The sequence below is a fragment of the Mucilaginibacter sp. genome, from assembly GCF_035492695.1.
Classification (GTDB): Bacteria; Bacteroidota; Bacteroidia; order Sphingobacteriales; family Sphingobacteriaceae; genus Mucilaginibacter.
The window spans coordinates 289,564-308,343 of sequence record NZ_DATJJC010000027.1 but is presented as its reverse complement, the minus strand read 5'-3'; the positions used below and the strand labels follow the sequence as shown (position 1 = coordinate 308,343).

Here is an 18,780-nt window from a genome sequence, read left to right as displayed (position 1 = left end):
GGTGTAAAAATGGCAACGAAAAACGGAATATCAATGAGATTTTCGGTAAATGGCCTATTTTTTTAGGTAAGCCTCACGCCAAAACCCGCTCCGGCAGCGAGGGGCTTAAACACCAATGTGAAAGTGCCAGCTACAGAGGGAGATTTGGAGGTAGCTATTTCTTGAGTTCGCTTGCCGATTTCAGTACTTTGCTGCCGTCCTTTTGTTTAATGTCGTAAGCAGGTTCCTCTTTGCTGGCATTGCGTTTTACCTTTGCGCCTTTAATGGTTTTCTCTACCGGTTTATCGTGCTCCCCGGTTATTTTGCCCTCCGCTTCGTGCGCGCCCCATTTCCAATGGACGGTGTCTCCTTTTTTCATAAACCAATATTTAAAGAACAAACGCAGCAAACCGGTATTAGTTCGCCGTTACAACAATGAGTTTTTCTTTTTTTGCCGGCAGGCTGAAACCACCGATGACAATTTTGCTTGCCTGCACGGTTGTTTTTCCTCCCGGTTGGGTCGACCGGTCATTCGGGTCAAAATAACTGATAGTATAGTTTTTGCCGGCTGCCGCAAATGAAACAGCGGTGCTGACAGTCGAATCGGTATTATTGAGTAAATAGATAAAATATTTACTACCGCATTTTACGCCGTACGATTCGATATTGCCCGATGAAACGTCGAACTGCTCAAATGACCCCTTGCCGGCTTTCAGCATTTCGTCGCTGATTTGTCTTACGCCTTTGAAATAAGGTTCCATGTTTTGTTCGTCAAACATTTCCCACCACCAGCTCATGGGCAAAATGGGGCAGGGGCTAAACAGGCCGTACCAAAGCCCGCGTTTAAAGTCATAGTCGGCTTCTGCAGCATATTTCCGGTCATCATCCTCCCAGCGGTAACCAAATTCGCCCACAACATAGGGTTTACCAAAGCCATTAATATAATTCCAGTAAATACCGGGTATCTTTTCGGTGTGCTTGTAAATATGCTTCTGGTTAAAATCGATATAAGCTATCGAGTTCATTCCCGGTATATCGCGGTGCGATACGCTGGTAGTCACCAGGTGACGATAAGGGTCGATATCTTTCAGGTAGCGGCTCATTTCATCGTGCCACTCCGTAATATAATGCAGCGGTATCAAAACGCTGTCCGCGCCGTTAAAAGCAGCATTGTCTATCTCGTTAAAAAACTCAAAGGCAGCAATGCTGGTGCTATAGCCCCAGCGGGCAACAATGTAGCGCAGTTTGTTTTTGTACATAGCACGGGCTTTTTGCGAGGTAAAGTATTCCGTTGGCGTTTTAGCCGGGCCACCATTTAAGGCGTTATAATTACTGTTTTTCCAGCCTCCGCCTTCCATTAAATGGCCGTGCCAATCCATGGTCAGCATAAATTTAAGGTTCAGCGAATCCGTAAGGTTTACCAGTTCATCCATCCGCTTAATGGCGCCGGGGTTATAGTAAGCGTCGCTGTTGCTATAGCGTTTGGTTGAATTCACTTTTTTCCACTCCAGCGGCAAGTTCCAGTAGCACATCCAGGTGCGGAAAAAGTTTGCGCCGTTGCTGCTCAGCTTTGGCAGCAAATAATCATAGGTCCATTTATCTTTCTCGAAAGAGCGCGATTCCCAGCCTACATTCTCGCCGATACCGCGGAACAATTCGCCATTGTCGTATTTAAAGGTCCAAAGGTTGTTTTTATGCAAAAAGCCTTTGCCATCGCCCGGCCCGGCATCGAAAACGGCTTTAGCCGATACGGCCTGTTTTCCCTGGCTATGCAATATAAAGTGATAACTGTATTTCCCGGTTTCCTGGGGCGCAAACCGGGCTTTCCAGACCGACGCTTCGCCATCCCCGCTGTCGAAATAGCACGGTAATAGGATTGGTTTGCCCGAAGGGGACGTGATGGCCATATCAAGACTGATATCGGCCTGGTCGTATGCATTGCCGAAAGCTGCGGACACCTGTATGTCCCATTCCGATTTATGATACTCTTTTGCCTTCCCTGTGATCAATTTATAACTATCAATACGGGGCTGGGCAAAGCTATTGTAAACAGACAATAAAAGAAAATAGAGTAAGAATAGAGTTCTGGCCACTTTCATTAGGTTTTACGACTTGGTGAAGCAGCGATAAAGATAGTATATCCGGTTGTTAGCTCTTTGATAAAAGCCAACGATTTATGATACTAACTTAACATGTTCGCGAACGACCGGGTGAAGGTCTCCGCCCTTTCAAGCAGGTAGTTGTAAAATTGTATGAATGTTTTCATTGAGTAAGTAGTTGTGCAAAGAAAGGCAACTGTTATTAAGCTGATGCGTAATTGGTGTTAAGATATTGTTGCTTTATGTTAAGCGCTGGTGTGGCTTCATTAGGGACTCACCCGACCTTCGCTTCGCTGGGTCACCCTCTTTACCGCTTGTGGTAAAGAGGGTTGGGCAATCACTTTTTTAGGGAAACTCTCTTTGCGCCGAAGGCGGAGAGCGGGTGGGCCAAGTAAAACGATGACCGGGTGAGCTGACCCGCCGCTTTACATATAACTAACCCGTTTACTTCACCAAATGGCCAAGTGTATGAATGATGACATGCAGGTGCTGGGCGGTGTCGTGAACCAGGTGGAAGAGCTGAACGATCAATATGGTTTTCATGGTTTTATTTGTTTTGCGGCACAAATATGCCCCTGTGTACAGGAAACCGTGATATTTATTTGGCGAACAGCCCGAAATTGTCGGTGAACGGATAAAGGAGGGGGATGAATCGGTAAATTTGAAAATATGTCATTGCGAACGAGCGCAGCGAGTGCGGCAACCTCTTCGCGTGTGAGCGACGGGATTGCTTCACTCGTTCCTCATTCGCAATGACAAGGAGAAAGAAAGTGAATTATATTTCACGTCGGCATCGTCAAATATTCAGCGATCACTTTACGCGTTTCCACTTTGCTTTTTTTCGACATCCCATTTTTTGGCTGATTGATATGGGTATAAAAAAGCCCTGCGGATTACCGCAAGGCCTGGATATTTTAATGAGGAGACGCATAATTATGCGTCTCTACCGGTATGTTATTTCATCAATGCAATAAAATCATCGAACAAATACCGGCTATCATGCGGACCGGGCGATGATTCGGGGTGATATTGTACCGAGAATGCTTTTTTACCTTTTACGCGGATGCCTTCGATAGATTTATCGTTCAGGTTTACGTGGGTTATTTCTACTTTGTCCGATGCCCTTACCGCTTCGGGCACTACACCGAAACCGTGGTTTTGTGAAGTCACTTCGCAATGATCCTTGATGATATTTTTTACCGGGTGGTTTAGCCCGCGGTGACCGTTGAACATCTTTTTAGTAGGGATATCATTAGCCAGTGCTAATAATTGGTGGCCCAGGCAAATACCGAACATCGGCTTTTCTGATTTTAATATTTCTTTAACGGTTTCCACAGCATAAGGCATTGCAGCCGGGTCGCCGGGACCGTTGGAGATGAAATAACCGTTCGGCGCAAAATCTTTTTCCATTTCGGCAAAAGTGGTTTTTGCGGGGAAAACTTTGGCGTAAATATCCCTGTCGTGGAAGTTGCGCAGGATATTCTTTTTTACACCCAGGTCCAGCACGGCAACTTTGTAGGTGGCGTCTTCTTCACCGAAAGTGTACGATTCAGTAGTCGAAACTTTGGACGAAAGTTCAAGCCCATCCATGGATGGCACTTCATCCAGTTTCTTTTTCAATTCATCAATATCCAATATTTCGGAGGATATAATGGCGTTCATCGCGCCTTTGTCGCGTATATGGCGAACTAACTGCCGGGTGTCGATATCCGAAATAGAAACAATGTTTTCCTCCTGGAAATAATCCTGTATCGATTCCTGTGCCTGTTTGCGGGTGTAGTAAATGTTATAGTTCTTGCAAACCAGGCCGGCTATCTGGATATGGTTCGATTCAACTTCTGCATCTGCGATACCGTAATTGCCGATATGCGCGTTGGTGGTCACCATGATCTGCCCGAAGTAAGATGGGTCGGTAAATATCTCCTGGTAGCCGGTCATGCCGGTATTAAAGCAGATCTCGCCGGTGGTAGTGCCTATTTTTCCTGCGGCTTTGCCATGAAATACAGTACCGTCAGCCAGCAATAAAACAGCCGGTAACTTGGTGAAGTTGGTGATCATATACGTAAAAAATTGAATGGTTAATGTGCCGGTAATACTGGTGTTCAGTCCCGTGAAATTCTTTGCAAGAAGTGCAGCCGGCAAAACTTGAATTCACGCCGCAAAAGTAGGGAATTATTTCGAATGTCGAATGTGGAATTTCGAAATTGTTTTGCGGGGCGGGATTTTGCCTGAATGCTGATTGAACAGTTTATACGATAATTTACAATGGGGAATTGCGTAACCTGATTGTCAATAAATTCGAAATTGAACAATGAAAATTCTAAATCACAAAAGAGTTTTACCTTTACCCAATAATTACAAACAATATGTCTGTTAATAAAGAGGTTAAACGGGTTACCACTAATAGCCTGCAGGAAATGAAAAAGCGCGGCGAAAAAATAGCCATGCTTACTGCATACGACTTTTCGATGGCCACGATTGTGGACGAGGCCGGGATGGATATCATCCTGGTAGGCGATTCGGCCTCGAATGTAATGGCTGGTCACGAGACAACACTGCCTATCACACTCGACCAAATGATCTACCATGCCTCATCGGTTGTACGGGCTGCCAAACGGGCGCTGGTTGTGGTCGATCTGCCATTCGGTTCATACCAGGGTAATTCGAAAGAGGCGCTGAATTCGGCCATCCGGATCATGAAGGAGGCGGGCGCGCACAGTGTTAAGATGGAAGGCGGCGTTGAGATAGCCGAATCGATCACCCGCATTCTGGCTGCGGGCATACCGGTTATGGGGCATTTGGGATTGACGCCGCAATCGATCTATAAGTTCGGTACTTATACTGTCAGGGCCAAAGAAGAGGCCGAAGCACAAAAGCTGCGCGAAGACGCCCTAAAACTGGAAGAACTGGGCTGCTTTGGCATCGTGCTGGAGAAGATACCCGCCCAACTGGCTAAGGAAGTAACCGAAAGCATTCATATCCCTACCATTGGCATAGGCGCCGGCAAGCATTGCGACGGGCAGGTGCTGGTGGTACACGATATGCTGGGCATTAATAAAGGTTTTAAGCCGAGGTTCCTGCGACAGTACGCCGATCTGAACAATGTGATGAATTCTGCGTTTAAAGCTTATATCGATGACGTGAAAGCCAAAAGTTTTCCTAACGATAAAGAGCAGTATTAATGTGCCGATATGCAGATGTGCATATGAAGCCTCTATCTATAACCATACGCCTTACCTATGTGCGCAAGAGTTAATATTAAGTATGTCGACCGGGATATTACGGATGATGATATCCTGTACGAGGATAATCACCTGATCGCGATCAACAAAAGGGCCGGTGATATTGTACAGGTGGATGAAACCAACGACGAACCGCTGGATGAAAAGGTAAAGAAATACATTGCCCGAAAGTACAAAAAGCCCAATGGCGCATTCCTGGGTGTAGTTCACCGGCTGGACAGGCCAGTAAGCGGGGTTATCCTTTTCGCCAAAACCAGCAAGGCGCTCGACCGTATTAACCTGCTTTTCAAAAACCGCGAGATGCAAAAAACGTATTACGCAGTAGTGCGTAAACGGCCGGAGCCGCCTGAAGGCAACCTGGTGCACTGGCTGCTAAAAAATCCGCAGAAAAACGTTACCCGGGCTTATGACCAGATGGTGCCCGACGGGCAGCGCTCGGAGCTGAATTACCGGCTGGCGGGTGAACTGGAAGGTTATTATTTAATAGAAGTAAATCCCATAACCGGCCGCCCGCACCAGATACGGGTACAATTATCCACCCTGGGTTGCCCTATAGTTGGCGATAATAAATATGGTTACCCGCGTGGCAGCCTCCGCAAAAGCATTTGCCTGCATGCACGCAGGCTACGCTTTATTCACCCGATCAAAAAGGAACCGGTGGAGATTGTTGCCCCTTTGCCGAAGGATGGTTTTTGGGACAAGTTTGAGCACTTAGTAGAATAGGCTTTATAATCCGTGTGCCTTCAATAAGCCGCTTATATCCACCTGCCAGATATAATTCTCAGTTGGCACTTTGGTGCCGTCTTTATTCATTTGATTGCTAAAATAAAGGGTTTTCAGATCAGGAGAAAGGCGAGCCTCGACGCCAAAAACCTTATCTGAAACAGCTTCGCGCAGGTCGATAGGGTCGCTCCATCCGGTAGCTGTGTGGAAGACAATAAACAGGTCGGAAGTTTTGGCAGGTGCAGGTGGTCGGGGTGATGAGAAGATAAGAAACGATTCATCCGGAGCTACAGCAGGATCAAAATCTCCAAACTTGTCCAGGCAAAAAGAAGCGCGTACCGGGGTTTGATACTGGCCTCCCTTCAATTGCGACCGGTAGATGTGAAACAGGCCGCCGCTATCGGCCCGCATAAAATACAAGCTGCCGTCGTGGGTTAAAGCCGGACTGAATACGGAGCCATTTTTATTGACGACATCGGGTAAACGCTGCGGTTCGCTCCACCCCGTTTTAGTTGAATTAGTCTTCCATAGGTTACCTCCATGCCCGGGATAGGCGTGCCCGTTCCAGTTTCCATCGAGCAGAGGGCCGTTGGCAGTTTCGGGGCGGCTTGAGGCGAAGATCAGGTATTTCCCACGAGGGTCGAACGCAGGTTCGAGGTTTGCATAAGTGCCCGAAAAAGGGGCTAAAACCGGGCTCGTCCACCTACCATCTTTAAAATAAGAAGCGACAATCGTAATGCCCTTCTTGTCTTCCGTCTGCCCGAAATAAACCGATTTCCCGTCGGGCGAAAAAGCGGGGGCGGCAACCACGTTCGTTGTGCCTGGGAGTATTCCCGGCGCGAACATAACGACCTGCGGTTTTGCTTTCGCGGTGGTATCTCCTAAGGTTGGCGTTATGTAAGTTGTGCCATGCACCAATATAGGTAACAGAAGAATCGGGAATATTATCGTGTAAACCTTCATAATGATAGTTGCTGATCTATCAAAGGTTTTGAATTACGGGTGGCTGGAAGAATCAATTCAACCACGGGGTAGTAATATTCAATAGCTTCGCAGGAATATTTAGTAAACGGAATGGTTTAAAGATTCTTCACTTTCTCCCAAATCTTCTCATCCACCCAAACGCCTTCCATCAAGCTTTTTTCCCGCGTTCTCAAAGTGTTTTCGCCGGGATAGTAAATAGCGGCGCCCTCTTTTTCGGGTCGACTGCTTTTGGAGTAAGCTATTATTTCTTCGACAAGGCTTTCTGTTTGTGCCCCGGTCGGTTTGATCGCGATAAAAACCTGCGAAACGCCTGACTCGGGTCCGCCATTGGTTATGGCTGCGGTCGGTCGCCCCTGGCTAAGCACAGTTGCCAGGAGATCGAGCACGAGGGACAAACCCGATCCTTTCCAGAAGCCTACTGGCAAAACCCGGCCCGATTCGAGAATAGCGGTAGGGTCGGTGCTAAGTTTGCCGTCAGTATCGTACCCTCCGGGTAAGGGAAGTTGTTCGCCTTTAGATTTATAAAAATTAAGCTTACCTATAGAATATTGCGATATGGCCATATCCAGCACTACATGGCCATTTTTACGCGGAACAGCGATGATAAGCGGGTTATTCCCGAGCCGGGGGTCGATCCCGCCCCAGGGAGGCATATTGGCAATGGTATTGGTAAAGCATAGCCCTATCATACCGGCATCGGCCGCTTGCCAGCCGTAGGTGCCGCCGCGCATCCAATGGTTAGTGTTTTTTATGGCGACGCAGCCGATGCCGCTCTCCGTTGCCAATCCGATAGCCCTGTCCATACAAAAGCGTGCGTTCAGCATGCCGGGGCCCAAATTTCCGTTCCATTGTTCCAGGCTGCCAAAACCGCCTTCTTTGGTTGGTTCAGCATCCGGAACAACGTAGCCGTCTTTTACATACTGAACGAAAGTCGGAAAACGATTGAGCCCGTGGGTATGCACCCCGTCGCGGCTGTTTTCGGCGAATATCTGTGCGCATTCATCAGCTTTGCTGTCGCTAAAGTTCAATGAAAGCAACACGCGTTTAAATTCGGCCTTAATTTTTTCGAATGGAATGGTCATTTGAAGTCCTAAATCTAAAGTAACAAGTCTGGAGTCATTAGCGCCAAGTTAATTTGACTTTGGACTAGTGACTTAAGCCTTTCGACTACAAAGAAGCCATATCGATCACAAACCTATATCGCACATCATTCTTCAGCATACGTTCATAGGCTTCGTTGATGTAATCTATATTGATCACTTCAACGTCCGATACGATATTATGCTCGGCGCAATAGTCCAGCATTTCCTGTGTTTCTTTAATGCCACCTATCAATGAGCCTGCCAGGCGCCTGCGCTTCATGATCAGGTTAAAAGCTGCAACCGATGGAGCTGCCGGCGGCACTCCAACCAGTACCATAGTGCCATCAAGCTTAAGCAAGGGCAGGTAATCGTTATATTCGTGCTGTGCCGATATAGTATTGATGATGAAATCAAGGGTTCCGGCGGTAGCTGTCATCTGATCAGCATCCCTCGTCACTACAAAATGGTGAGCGCCTAATCTTTCAGCATCTGCCTTTTTGGAAGGAGAAGTGCTTAGTACGGTAACCTCGGCGCCTTTTGATACGGCCAGTTTTACCGCCATATGGCCTAAACCACCCAGACCCACGACACCCACTTTGTGCCCTTTGCCCATTCCCCATTCCATAATGGGCGAATAAGTAGTAATGCCTGCGCAAAGCAATGGTGCAACTCCTGCCAGCGGCAATTTTTCGGAAATATGCAAGGTGTAATTCTCGTCAACCACTACCTGGTTCGAATAGCCGCCATAGGTAGGGTTTCCTTCTTTATCTCGACCATTATAGGTGGCAACCATGCCTACATCGCAATATTGTTCCAGTCCGGCAAGGCAGCTGGAGCAATGCCGGCATGAATCGACAAAACAGCCAACGCCCGCCGTTTCGCCCACTTTAAACTTCGTTACCTGGTCACCAACTTTGGTAATAGTGCCCACAATTTCGTGCCCCGGCACCATCGGGAAAATGGATCCTCCCCATTCGTCACGTGCCTGGTGAATGTCGGAGTGGCAAACGCCGCAATATAATATTTCGATCTGCACATCATGCGGACCCACCTCGCGGCGTTCAAATTTAAAAGGTTCTAAAGGGATGTTCGCCTGTGGCGCTGCGTATCCTTTTGCTGGTATCATAAGTTTTCGGAGTTTTAGTTTACAGCAAACTTAATAGTCTGGCGGCAAAACAATTGTAATTAAATAAACATATTATAAATTAGCCTCACTCAAACCGCTCTCCGGCAGAGAGGGCTTAAAAGGCTTAAGTTCTATTCTTATGAAACCCTTTTTGTTGAAGAGTATTTAGGTAAGGTAACCCACACTAAACCCGCATTTTAAAAGTTATATAGGATGATGCGGCTATTGGGCCGGATTTCCTATTTTTGGCGATATTAATTCCATGAGAAATAAACTGCTGCTGTTGTTTTTGTCCGGGGCCCTGTTCGTCGGGTTTATCTCTAATTCGTGCAAAAAGACAGCCGATTACCTGCCAACGCTCTTAACAACCGGTAAATGGCAGCTGGCTTCGGTGCAGGTGGCGCATTTTTCAGGTGATACGTTACTGACAACCGATACGCTTTACACAGCCTGCGAGCTCGACCAGACATTTACTTTTAACGGCGATGGCTCGTGCACATTTACTAATTATTCCTGTAATTCGCAGCCAGTATCTACCGGGCACTGGTCGTTTTCAAAGGACAAGCTTAGTTTGAACTGCGATATGGCATGCGACTCTGCGGGTACAACGATAGTGCCTTTTAAAGTGGCGCAAATTTTAAACCTGGGCCAGTACTCGCTGGTGCTGCGTACAGGCAGCCTGTCCACTTTTTATCCTGCAGATGCTAAAAGACAGATAACCCGTTATGGTTTTGTTAGGGTAAAAACGCAATAACTTGTTGATTAAAAACGGTAAACCATTATCTTTGGGTCGGTATGGCGCCTGGGAGAACGTTTTAACGCTTCCTGTCGTATAAACAAATTAAGTTTGCGAACAAAAAACCTTGTTTTGCAGTTTATTGCAGTTAACAAGAAAGATTAATGAAAAAAAGGATTGCGATTTTTGCTTCTGGTTCCGGTTCAAATGCTCAAAAGATAATGGAGCATTTTAAGCGCAGTTCCGAAGCAGAGGTTGTTCTGATACTAACCAACAATCCGCAGGCTTACGTTTTGCAACGGGCCGACAACTTCGAGATACCTTCACATATTTTTTCACGGCACGAATTTTACGAGACAGACGGGATCATTCGCCTGCTCAAGAATCTGCAGGTCGACCTGGTTGTACTGGCGGGTTTCCTGTGGCTGGTACCTGCAAACCTGCTTAAAGCATTTCCTAATAAAATCATTAACCTGCACCCGGCCCTGTTACCCAAGTACGGCGGCAAAGGCATGTATGGCGATCATGTGCACAAAGCCGTGCTGGAGGCCAAAGAAGAAGAATCGGGCATTACCATTCATTTTGTGAACGAAAAATTTGACGAAGGCGAGATACTCCATCAATCCCGCTTCAAGATCGAGCCCGGCGATAACCTGGAAATGATCAAATTTAAAGGGCAGCAGCTGGAACACCAGCATTTCCCAAGGGTGATCGAGAGTTTGCTGAAAAAGATGAAGAGCTGAAATAAGAGGTCTGAAGTCAGATAATAGAAAGCCGGTGCTTCTTCACTTCACAAATACAACAGAACATCCTTCGATACACATACTGGGCGCTATCGGCGACATCTTCAGCGTATCCTCATTGATCTTATAGATGAAAGTTCCGTAATCAGTGCCTGTGCCGGTTAGCTTAATGGTCACGCTGTCTACAAGGGTGTAATGGTCAAAGTTTGGGAATGACGTTCCCGATAAACTGCCATCCGTATTAAAAGTTGCTTGTGTTTGGGCCGCCGCCGGTACAAAATATTGCGGGCCACCGGCGCTTAAATAGTTGCCGATAAACTTCCAGTCGCCGTATAACGAAACATTGACTTTTTTGATATGGGTAGTAACAAGATGGTCATTCTTTTTGCACGAGCAAAGCTGCACAGCGATAGCGATGGTTAATAAGGCGGTTAATTTTTTCATATTCCGGACCGGTTTTTAGTTAATACGAGGAGCGGTACCCGTTACGCGACACGGTGTTAAAGTTATCTAAAATTTTTCTTGATCAATACCTAAAAAAACTAAACCCTTATCTCTAATCTCTGATCTCAAATTACTACCTTTGCGGCTCAAAAAACAGTGTGCCCATGAGTCAGCCCGTGCAAATAAAGAATGCCTTAATTTCAGTCTATTACAAAGACAATCTTGAACCGATCATCCACGAATTACACCGCCTTGGAGTAAAGATATATTCGACCGGCGGAACGGAAACTTTTATCCGCAGTTTGGGTGCCGAAGTGATAGCTGTGGAGGACCTGACATCATACCCATCTATACTTGGCGGGCGCGTAAAAACATTGCATCCCAAGGTATTTGGCGGCATTCTCGGTCGCCGGAATTTTGAGGGCGATCAGCAGCAGATGGCGCAATACGATATACCGGAGATCGACCTCGTGATCGTAGACCTTTATCCTTTTGAAGAAACAGTAAAATCAGGTGCCGGACAAGACGATGTGATCGAAAAGATAGATATTGGCGGCATATCACTTATCCGGGCGGCAGCAAAGAATTTTAAAGACGTCGTTATTGTTGCGTCGAAAGATGATTATACCGAACTGGCCGAAATTTTAAAAACGCAGAACGGGGAGACCGCTATTGAACAACGCAAATCTTTTGCACAACGGGCTTTCAACATCACATCGCATTACGATACGGCCATATTTGAATACTTTAGTCAAGACGAACAAATGCCGGTTTTTAAACAAAGCATACAAACCAGCAGCGTTTTACGTTATGGCGAAAACCCGCACCAGAAGGGTGTTTTCTACGGGAACCTGGATGCGATGTTTACCAAACTGAACGGCAAGGAGCTTTCCTATAATAATTTGGTAGATGTGGATGCGGCAGTAGCCTTGATAGATGAATTTACCGAGCCTACCATCGCAATTTTAAAACATACGAATGCCTGCGGCATAGCCAGCCGTTCGTTTATCAAAGAGGCCTGGATCGACGCTTTGGCATGCGACCCGGTATCGGCTTTCGGCGGGGTAATTATCGCCAACGGAGAGATCGATGCGGAGACTGCAACTGAGATCAATAAGTTGTTTTTTGAGGTATTGATAGCGCCGGCTTACACTGACGAAGCCGTCCGGATATTCCAGGGAAAGAAGAACCGTATTATATTGGTCCGCCAGCCTGTTGAATTACCTGTAAAGCAATTCAAAACCCTTTTGAACGGCGTGATAGAGCAAGATAAGGATATGACTGTTGAAGGGCCGGATCAAATGAGGCCGGTGACCGATAAGCAGCCGACAGAACACGAATTAAAGGATCTTTACTTCGCCAATAAAGTGGTAAAACATACCAAATCCAACACCATAGTTTTTGCAAAAAACGGCCAGCTGATGGCAAGCGGCGTTGGCCAGACCTCCAGGGTCGACTCGTTGAAACAGGCTGTAATTAAGGCCGAAAGCTTCGGCTTCGACCTAAAAGGCGCTGTGATGGCATCCGATGCATTCTTCCCGTTCAATGATTGTGTCGAACTGGCGGCTGAGGCGGGCATCACCGCAGTATTGCAGCCGGGCGGTTCGGTTAAGGACCAGGACTCGATAGATATGGCCAATCAAAAAGGTATCGCTATGGTAATGACCGGGGTACGTCATTTCAAACATTAATTAAAAGTTAAGGGCAATAAGTTGAATTTTTATTCGCTTTTAATAACAACTGTTAATACTATTACGTATAATTTTTTTCAACTTAGCAGATAAATTTTCGAAGTAACAAAACATGGGTTTATTTAATTTTTTCACGCAGGAAATTGCCATTGACTTAGGCACCGCGAATACCCTCATCATACATAACGACAAGGTAGTGGTGGACGAGCCGTCCATTGTTGCTTTTGACCGGACGACGAATAAGGTGATAGCCATAGGGAGGCAGGCCATGCAGATGGAGGGCAAGACCCATGAGAATATACGCACTGTACGCCCGCTGAAAGACGGTGTAATTGCCGACTTTAATGCGGCCGAGCACATGATACGCGGCATGATAAAAATGATCAACAAAGGCAAGGGCTGGTTTTTCCCGTCGCTGCGTATGGTGATCTGCATCCCTTCGGGAATTACCGAGGTGGAAAAGCGTGCTGTGCGCGACTCGGCCGAGATAGCAGGCGCTAAAGAGGTTTACCTGATACACGAACCGATGGCAGCCGCCGTGGGTATCGGTATCGACGTAGAGGAGCCTATGGGTAACATGATCATCGATATCGGCGGTGGTACTACCGAGATCGCGGTTATCGCTTTATCGGGTATCGTTTGCGACCAGTCTATCCGCGTTGCGGGTGATAATTTCGATTCAGACATTGTGCAATATATCCGCCGCCAGCATAACATCATGATAGGCGACCGTACTGCCGAAAAGATAAAAATTGAAGTGGGTGCGGCATTGCCCGAAATTTCAGATCCTCCGGGCGACTTCGCCGTGCAGGGGCGCGACCTGATGACCGGTGTACCGAAGCAGATTATGGTATCGTACACCGAAATTGCGCATTGCCTGGATAAGTCGATCTCCAAAATTGAGGAAGCTATCCTGAAGGCGCTGGAAATTACGCCGCCCGAACTTTCGGCGGATATTTACCAAACCGGTATATACCTGACAGGAGGCGGTGCATTGCTTCGCGGCTTGGATAAACGTGTGGCTGCCAAAACCAAACTACCGGTTCACGTTGCAGAAGACCCACTTCGCGCCGTTGTGCGCGGTACAGGCACAGCGCTGAAAAATATCGGTAATTTTAAATTCTTAATGCAATAATTTGGGTGAGCAGTGAGTGGTGAATGGTGAGATGTTGTTGGTGAAAATAATAACTTTCAACTAGCCGAAGCAACCACTCACCATTCACCATTGACAATTCACCAACATGCGTAACCTCCTGATTTTTATCACCAAGTACAACGCATTCTTTTTATTTCTCATATTCGAGATCATCTCCCTGGTCATTTATATCAAATACAACTCGTTCCAAAAAGCTACTTTTATCAATTCTACATCGCAGGTAACTGGAGCTTTATATACCCAGGTTAACGGCGTGAAAGATTATCTGTCGCTGAAAGAAGTAAGCGATAGCCTTGCCCGCGAAAATGCCCGGCTGCGTGGGCAGCTTAAAACTGCATTTTATACCGATACGGTTGCAAAGCATAAGGTGGAAGACACCGTTTTTAAACAGCAGTACACCTACATCGAAGCGAAAGTGATCAACAACTCCATTAACCGCAGCAATAATTACCTTACTATCGACCGTGGCAGCCGGCAGGGCGTGACTAAGGGCATGGGGGTTATCTGTAGCTCGGGACTGGTAGGAAAGGTGGTTTTTGTGGGCGAGCACCTGTCGGTGGTGCAATCGATGCTGCATAAGGATTCCCGTTTCAGCGCCATGCTGGCGAAGGATAAAGAAATAGGGTATGTGGAGTGGAGCGACGATATGGACCCGCACAAAGGTATCCTGAAGGATGTATCCAACAACGCGCAGCCAAAAATAGGCGAAGCGGTGCTTACCTCCCAATATTCGCTTTTTCCTGCCGGTATCATGATCGGAAAGGTGACCAACCTGCACAGCCGGGCGGGAGGATACACCCTCAATATGGAGCTGGCGCTTTCGGTTGATTACAGCCGGCTGCATTACGTTAACGTGGTAGTAAATAAATACGCAGAAGAACAAGCGGGGCTGGAGGCGCAGGAAAAGAAAGATGAGTAGAACGATCTTAATTAACCTGGTTAGGTTTATCGTATTGGTTTTTTTGCAGGTTTTTTTGCTGAAGAATGTCACCCTGTACAATCTTTCGACACCGTACCTGTACATCATGTTTATTTTGCTGCTGCCGTTTGAGACACCGAATGTTTTACTGTTCGCGCTTGCCTTCCTCATAGGCATTACTATCGATGCCTTTTACGACACGCCGGGACTGCACGCCGCATCGTGCGTGCTGCTTGCCTTTGTGCGGATCTTATTTATCAGCATAACGGTTCAGAAAGACGGTTTTGATAATGAGCCCGAACCAACCCTAAGCAATATGGGTATCCGCTGGTTCTTCACCTATGCTTTGATTTTAACCTTATTCCACCACTTTTTCCTTTTCAACCTCGAAGTTTTTCGCCTCTCAGAAGTATCTTACACACTTAGCCGGTTTGTTTTGAGTTCGATATTTACCGTATTTTTGATGCTGTTAACGGGGTTTTTATTTTTCAGAAGGAAAGAGCGTAAATGAACAAGTTTTTCGGGCGGCGATACATCATTTCCGGGATTTTTATTGTACTGATACTCACACTGCTCGGCCGCCTGTTTTACCTCCAGATCATCGACGACAGGTACCTGCTGTATGCCCAGGGCAACGTTTTGCGACGCGTTTATGTGAATCCCGCGCGCGGCCCGATACTTGACCGTAACGGCAAAATACTTGTGCAAAACCAGGCTTTTTACGATATTATGGTAACGCCCAGCCAGGTAAAGCCATTTGACACCACAGAGTTTTGCAAACTGCTGGACATTGATACCGCTGAATTTAATAAACGGTTTGCCAAAGCCGTTAAGTACTCGCGCAACCAGCAGTCGGTATTTGATAAACAACTGACCCCGGAGGATTTCGCGGCAATCCAGGAGAGGCTGTCCGAGTTTCCGGGCTTTAACTTTTCGCCCCGCTATTTACGTACTTACCCCGATTCGACCGCGGCTCAGTTCCTTGGTTTTATTGGCGAGGTTCATGATAATGATATAAAAAAATCAGGCGGGTATTATCATCCGGGTGACTTTATTGGCGTTACGGGTGTCGAACGGTCGTACGAGAAGGTACTGCGTGGAAAACGCGGTGTCCAAAACCTGATGTACGACTCGCACAACAGGGCAAAAGGTGTTTACGCCGGCGGCGCTTATGATACAGCTGCAGTAGCTGGCGAGCGCCTGACATCGTCGCTGGACATACGCATACAAAAACTGGGCGAGGAGCTGATGAAAAACAAGGTAGGCAGTATTGTGGCTATTGAACCTTCGACGGGCGAGATATTGTGTTATGTAAGCAGCCCCACTTACGACCCTAACCTGATGGTTGGCCACGACCGGGGCAATAACGCCGCTGAATTATACAAAGATCCATATAAACCGTTTTTCAGCAGGCCCATACAGGCGGCTTATCCGCCGGGTTCGTCGTTTAAGCCTATAGACGCCCTGATTGCGGAACAGGAGGGGCTGATAACACCTCAAACCACGTATTTTTGTCCGGGATATTATGTATCGGGTAACCGGCATATCAAATGTTATCACAGCGAAGCACATGGAACGGTAGACCTGGCTAAAGCCGTGGCCGAATCCTGTAACGGTTATTTTTTCATGGTATTTGAAAAACTGGTAAACCGTTACGGCTGGAAAAACACCGATTCTACCTTTAACATCTGGAGGAATAATGTAAGCAAGTTTGGCCTTGGGGGGAGATTGGACCTGGATATGCCCAGCGAAGCGAGAGGGAATTTGCCAAAGGCATCGTATTACGACAAAATATACCATAAAGGCGGTTGGCGGTCGAGCACGGTTATTTCACTGGGGATAGGACAGGGTGAATTATTGGCAACACCGTTACAACTGGCCAATATTGAGTGCACGATAGCTAATCACGGATTTTACTATAGACCGCACCTGATAAAAGGTATTGGCGACAAAAACATTATAAAGGATGAATACACACAAAAAAATTATGTAGGGATAGATTCACAATATTTTGAGCCGGTTATCGATGGTATGCAGGCCGTAGTTGAGAATGGCACTGCAGCCGCATCGAAAATACCGGGTATTGTGATGTGTGGTAAAACAGGTACGGCGGATAACAGTCACGGCGAGGCCCACTCGGTTTTTGTCGCATTTGCGCCGCGTGACAATCCCAAAATAGCGGTTGCCGTTATCGTCGAAAATTCCGGTCAGGGCGCCAGTTGGGCAGCGCCGATCGCCAGCTTTATTGTTGAAAAATACCTGAGGGACAGTATTTCCACACGGCCTTCAGGTATTACCCCCCAGTATTTTATGGATGCAAACCGCCTGCCTGATTTGAGCACTTATCAGCAAAAGCTCAAATCGAAGCCGGTACCGAAAGATACCTTAAATAAGATGGGTATCGATACATCGGACCGGAAGAGACAGGGCAGGGACACGCTGCCCAAAAAGGATAAAAAGCAATCCAAGCCGCATTTGGCTGCAGTACTGCCAAAAAAGGAGGAAGATGAGCACTAACCAGCAGCGCAGCTTTTTCTTTAATGTAGACTGGCTTATGGTTTTCCTTTACCTGGCCCTGTGCGCCATTGGCCTGCTCAACATTCATTCGGCAGTATTTGATGACAAACACCCGGGCTTTCTCGACCTGAGCACCGATTATGGCAAGCAACTGATCTATATCATCATTGGTATTACCGTTGGCATCGTTATTTTGCTGCTCGAAAGCAGGTTCTTTAGCGCGTTGTCGCCTTTCTTTTATTGCATTACGGTGTTAATGCTAATGCTGGTTCTCGTCGTCGGGCGCAATGTGGGCGGCAACCAGGCGTGGATATCGCTTGGCGGGGGTTTTCGGCTGCAGCCCTCCGAATTTGCCAAACTGACCACCTGCCTGTTGCTGGCGAGGTATCTTAGCGGCACCAATATCAAAGTAACGGACACCAGGTCGTTCCTGGTTGCAGGCGCTATTATCGGTTTCCCAATGCTTCTGATCATGCTACAGCCGGACGCCGGCTCGACGCTTGTTTTCAGCTCGCTCATATTTGTACTATACCGCGAAGGCTTGTCGCCCTATTTTTTAATACTGGAAGGACTGTTCATCGCCTTGTTTGTATTAACGCTGAAATTGAACAATACCATGCTGCTTTCGGGTATACTGGTGGGTATAGCGGCATTGATCATCCTGGTTACCCGCCGCAACCGGAAGCTGATGAAAGTTATCGCTATTGGCGCCGGTATATGTATTGCCTTTGTCTTTAGCGTTAATTTTTTGTACACCAAAGTCCTTAAGCCGCACCAGAAAGTGCGTATCGATATTGTGCTTGGTATAACCAGCGACCCAAAGGGAAAAGGGTACAATGTCAATCAGTCCAAAATTGCCATCGGTTCAGGCAAAATGTGGGGCCGCGGTTATATGAAAGGTACACAAACCAAATACTCCTTTGTACCGGAACAAGGAACAGACTTTATCTTTTGTACGGTAGGCGAGGAATGGGGTTTTGCCGGTTCTGTTGTGGTATTGGGCCTGTATCTTTTTATGGTGCTGCGCATTATCCGTATGGCCGAACGGCAGCGGTCGCCTTTTTCAAGAATATATGCTTACGGCGTGGCTTCGGTTATCTTTTTCCACGTCATCATCAATATCGGTATGACCATCGGTATCGTGCCTTCTATCGGTATACCGTTACCTTTGATCAGTTACGGGGGCTCGTCGTTACTTAGCTTTACCGTGATGCTGTTCATCCTCATCAAACTGGATTCGAACAGGATGGGGATTATTTAGGAAGTTCGCAGTTGGCGGTTTGCAATTTTTAGAAGATAGTTTAGCAAAAATCTGCCAACTGCCCACTATAAACTGCCA

At 47.0% G+C, this 18,780-nt stretch carries 17 protein-coding genes; 10 read left to right on the top strand and 7 right to left on the bottom strand.

Annotation, left to right across the window (positions count from 1 at the left end):
* Positions 1-154: 154 nt before the first annotated feature.
* The 3 genes from VL525_RS17690 to carA form a co-directional block, all read right to left on the bottom strand.
* A complete protein-coding gene (locus VL525_RS17690) occupies positions 155-358 on the bottom strand; it encodes a DUF2945 domain-containing protein (protein WP_325388363.1) in 204 nt (67 codons plus the stop codon).
* A gap of 37 nt (positions 359-395) precedes the next feature.
* Entirely contained in the window at positions 396-2,072 is a 1,677-nt protein-coding gene (locus VL525_RS17685; protein ID WP_325388362.1) for a DUF5060 domain-containing protein, read from the bottom strand.
* A gap of 960 nt (positions 2,073-3,032) precedes the next feature.
* Positions 3,033-4,136 carry a glutamine-hydrolyzing carbamoyl-phosphate synthase small subunit gene (gene carA, locus VL525_RS17680; RefSeq protein ID WP_325388361.1) on the bottom strand — a complete coding sequence of 368 codons (1,104 nt, stop codon included), beginning with the start codon at positions 4,134-4,136 and terminating at the stop codon, positions 3,033-3,035.
* Positions 4,137-4,444: 308 nt separating this feature from the next.
* Between carA and panB the strand changes: the two genes are divergently transcribed.
* Both panB and VL525_RS17670 read left to right on the top strand, forming a co-directional pair.
* Positions 4,445-5,260, top strand: a complete 816-nt coding sequence (gene panB / locus VL525_RS17675) for a 3-methyl-2-oxobutanoate hydroxymethyltransferase (protein ID WP_325388360.1) — start codon at positions 4,445-4,447, stop codon at positions 5,258-5,260.
* A gap of 57 nt (positions 5,261-5,317) precedes the next feature.
* Positions 5,318-6,043, top strand: coding sequence for an RluA family pseudouridine synthase (locus VL525_RS17670; RefSeq protein WP_325388359.1), 726 nt, complete (start codon positions 5,318-5,320; stop codon positions 6,041-6,043).
* Between the two features lie 3 nt (positions 6,044-6,046).
* Here the strand turns inward: VL525_RS17670 and VL525_RS17665 are convergent, their stop codons facing one another.
* The 3 genes from VL525_RS17665 to VL525_RS17655 form a co-directional block, all read right to left on the bottom strand.
* A complete protein-coding gene (locus VL525_RS17665) occupies positions 6,047-7,006 on the bottom strand; it encodes a hypothetical protein (protein ID WP_325388358.1) in 960 nt (319 codons plus the stop codon).
* Positions 7,007-7,122: 116 nt separating this feature from the next.
* Positions 7,123-8,109, bottom strand: coding sequence for a 3-dehydro-L-gulonate 2-dehydrogenase (gene yiaK / locus VL525_RS17660; protein ID WP_325388357.1), 987 nt, complete (start codon positions 8,107-8,109; stop codon positions 7,123-7,125).
* 85 nt (positions 8,110-8,194) lie between these two features.
* A complete protein-coding gene (locus tag VL525_RS17655) occupies positions 8,195-9,235 on the bottom strand; it encodes an NAD(P)-dependent alcohol dehydrogenase (protein WP_325388356.1) in 1,041 nt (346 codons plus the stop codon).
* A 262-nt stretch (positions 9,236-9,497) separates the two neighbouring features.
* On the opposite strand from VL525_RS17655, the gene VL525_RS17650 reads away from it, so the two are divergent.
* Complete coding sequence (locus tag VL525_RS17650) at positions 9,498-9,989, top strand: lipocalin family protein (protein WP_325388355.1); 492 nt, start codon at positions 9,498-9,500, stop codon at positions 9,987-9,989.
* Between the two features lie 146 nt (positions 9,990-10,135).
* Entirely contained in the window at positions 10,136-10,714 is a 579-nt protein-coding gene (gene purN / locus VL525_RS17645) for a phosphoribosylglycinamide formyltransferase (RefSeq protein ID WP_325388354.1), read from the top strand.
* Between the two features lie 42 nt (positions 10,715-10,756).
* On the opposite strand, the gene VL525_RS17640 is transcribed toward purN, so the two are convergent.
* Entirely contained in the window at positions 10,757-11,158 is a 402-nt protein-coding gene (locus VL525_RS17640; protein WP_325388353.1) for a hypothetical protein, read from the bottom strand.
* Positions 11,159-11,322: 164 nt separating this feature from the next.
* Here VL525_RS17640 and purH point away from each other — a divergent pair, with 164 nt between their 5' ends.
* From purH to rodA, 6 genes are all read left to right on the top strand, one after another.
* Complete coding sequence (purH, locus tag VL525_RS17635) at positions 11,323-12,849, top strand: bifunctional phosphoribosylaminoimidazolecarboxamide formyltransferase/IMP cyclohydrolase (RefSeq protein ID WP_325388352.1); 1,527 nt, start codon at positions 11,323-11,325, stop codon at positions 12,847-12,849.
* A 112-nt stretch (positions 12,850-12,961) separates the two neighbouring features.
* Entirely contained in the window at positions 12,962-13,984 is a 1,023-nt protein-coding gene (locus VL525_RS17630) for a rod shape-determining protein (protein ID WP_147034100.1), read from the top strand.
* A gap of 106 nt (positions 13,985-14,090) precedes the next feature.
* Positions 14,091-14,924 (top strand): rod shape-determining protein MreC, encoded by an 834-nt coding sequence (gene mreC / locus VL525_RS17625; RefSeq protein WP_325388351.1) that lies wholly within the window; start codon positions 14,091-14,093, stop codon positions 14,922-14,924.
* The gene (locus VL525_RS17620; protein WP_325388350.1) at positions 14,917-15,435 is read left to right on the top strand and encodes a rod shape-determining protein MreD; all 519 of its coding nucleotides are present in this window, start codon (positions 14,917-14,919) and stop codon (positions 15,433-15,435) included. The genes mreC and VL525_RS17620 overlap by 8 nt, the downstream gene beginning before the upstream one ends.
* Positions 15,432-17,441: a penicillin-binding protein 2 gene (gene mrdA, locus VL525_RS17615; protein WP_325388349.1), complete on the top strand. Its 2,010-nt coding sequence runs from the start codon at positions 15,432-15,434 to the stop codon at positions 17,439-17,441. The genes VL525_RS17620 and mrdA overlap by 4 nt, the downstream gene beginning before the upstream one ends.
* Positions 17,431-18,702, top strand: a complete 1,272-nt coding sequence (gene rodA, locus VL525_RS17610; RefSeq protein WP_325388348.1) for a rod shape-determining protein RodA — start codon at positions 17,431-17,433, stop codon at positions 18,700-18,702. The genes mrdA and rodA overlap by 11 nt, the downstream gene beginning before the upstream one ends.
* The last annotated feature ends 78 nt before the right edge of the window (positions 18,703-18,780 follow it).

Coding starts and splice junctions, on each gene's coding strand:
- VL525_RS17690 (WP_325388363.1), bottom strand. CDS start 358: ATGAAAAAAGGAGACACCGTCCATTGGAAATGGGGCGCGCACGAAGCG.
- carA (WP_325388361.1), bottom strand. CDS start 4,136: ATGATCACCAACTTCACCAAGTTACCGGCTGTTTTATTGCTGGCTGAC.
- panB (WP_325388360.1), top strand. CDS start 4,445: ATGTCTGTTAATAAAGAGGTTAAACGGGTTACCACTAATAGCCTGCAG.
- VL525_RS17670 (WP_325388359.1), top strand. CDS start 5,318: ATGTGCGCAAGAGTTAATATTAAGTATGTCGACCGGGATATTACGGAT.
- VL525_RS17665 (WP_325388358.1), bottom strand. CDS start 7,006: ATGAAGGTTTACACGATAATATTCCCGATTCTTCTGTTACCTATATTG.
- yiaK (WP_325388357.1), bottom strand. CDS start 8,109: ATGACCATTCCATTCGAAAAAATTAAGGCCGAATTTAAACGCGTGTTG.
- VL525_RS17655 (WP_325388356.1), bottom strand. CDS start 9,235: ATGATACCAGCAAAAGGATACGCAGCGCCACAGGCGAACATCCCTTTA.
- VL525_RS17650 (WP_325388355.1), top strand. CDS start 9,498: ATGAGAAATAAACTGCTGCTGTTGTTTTTGTCCGGGGCCCTGTTCGTC.
- purN (WP_325388354.1), top strand. CDS start 10,136: ATGAAAAAAAGGATTGCGATTTTTGCTTCTGGTTCCGGTTCAAATGCT.
- VL525_RS17640 (WP_325388353.1), bottom strand. CDS start 11,158: ATGAAAAAATTAACCGCCTTATTAACCATCGCTATCGCTGTGCAGCTT.
- purH (WP_325388352.1), top strand. CDS start 11,323: ATGAGTCAGCCCGTGCAAATAAAGAATGCCTTAATTTCAGTCTATTAC.
- VL525_RS17630 (WP_147034100.1), top strand. CDS start 12,962: ATGGGTTTATTTAATTTTTTCACGCAGGAAATTGCCATTGACTTAGGC.
- mreC (WP_325388351.1), top strand. CDS start 14,091: ATGCGTAACCTCCTGATTTTTATCACCAAGTACAACGCATTCTTTTTA.
- VL525_RS17620 (WP_325388350.1), top strand. CDS start 14,917: ATGAGTAGAACGATCTTAATTAACCTGGTTAGGTTTATCGTATTGGTT.
- mrdA (WP_325388349.1), top strand. CDS start 15,432: ATGAACAAGTTTTTCGGGCGGCGATACATCATTTCCGGGATTTTTATT.
- rodA (WP_325388348.1), top strand. CDS start 17,431: ATGAGCACTAACCAGCAGCGCAGCTTTTTCTTTAATGTAGACTGGCTT.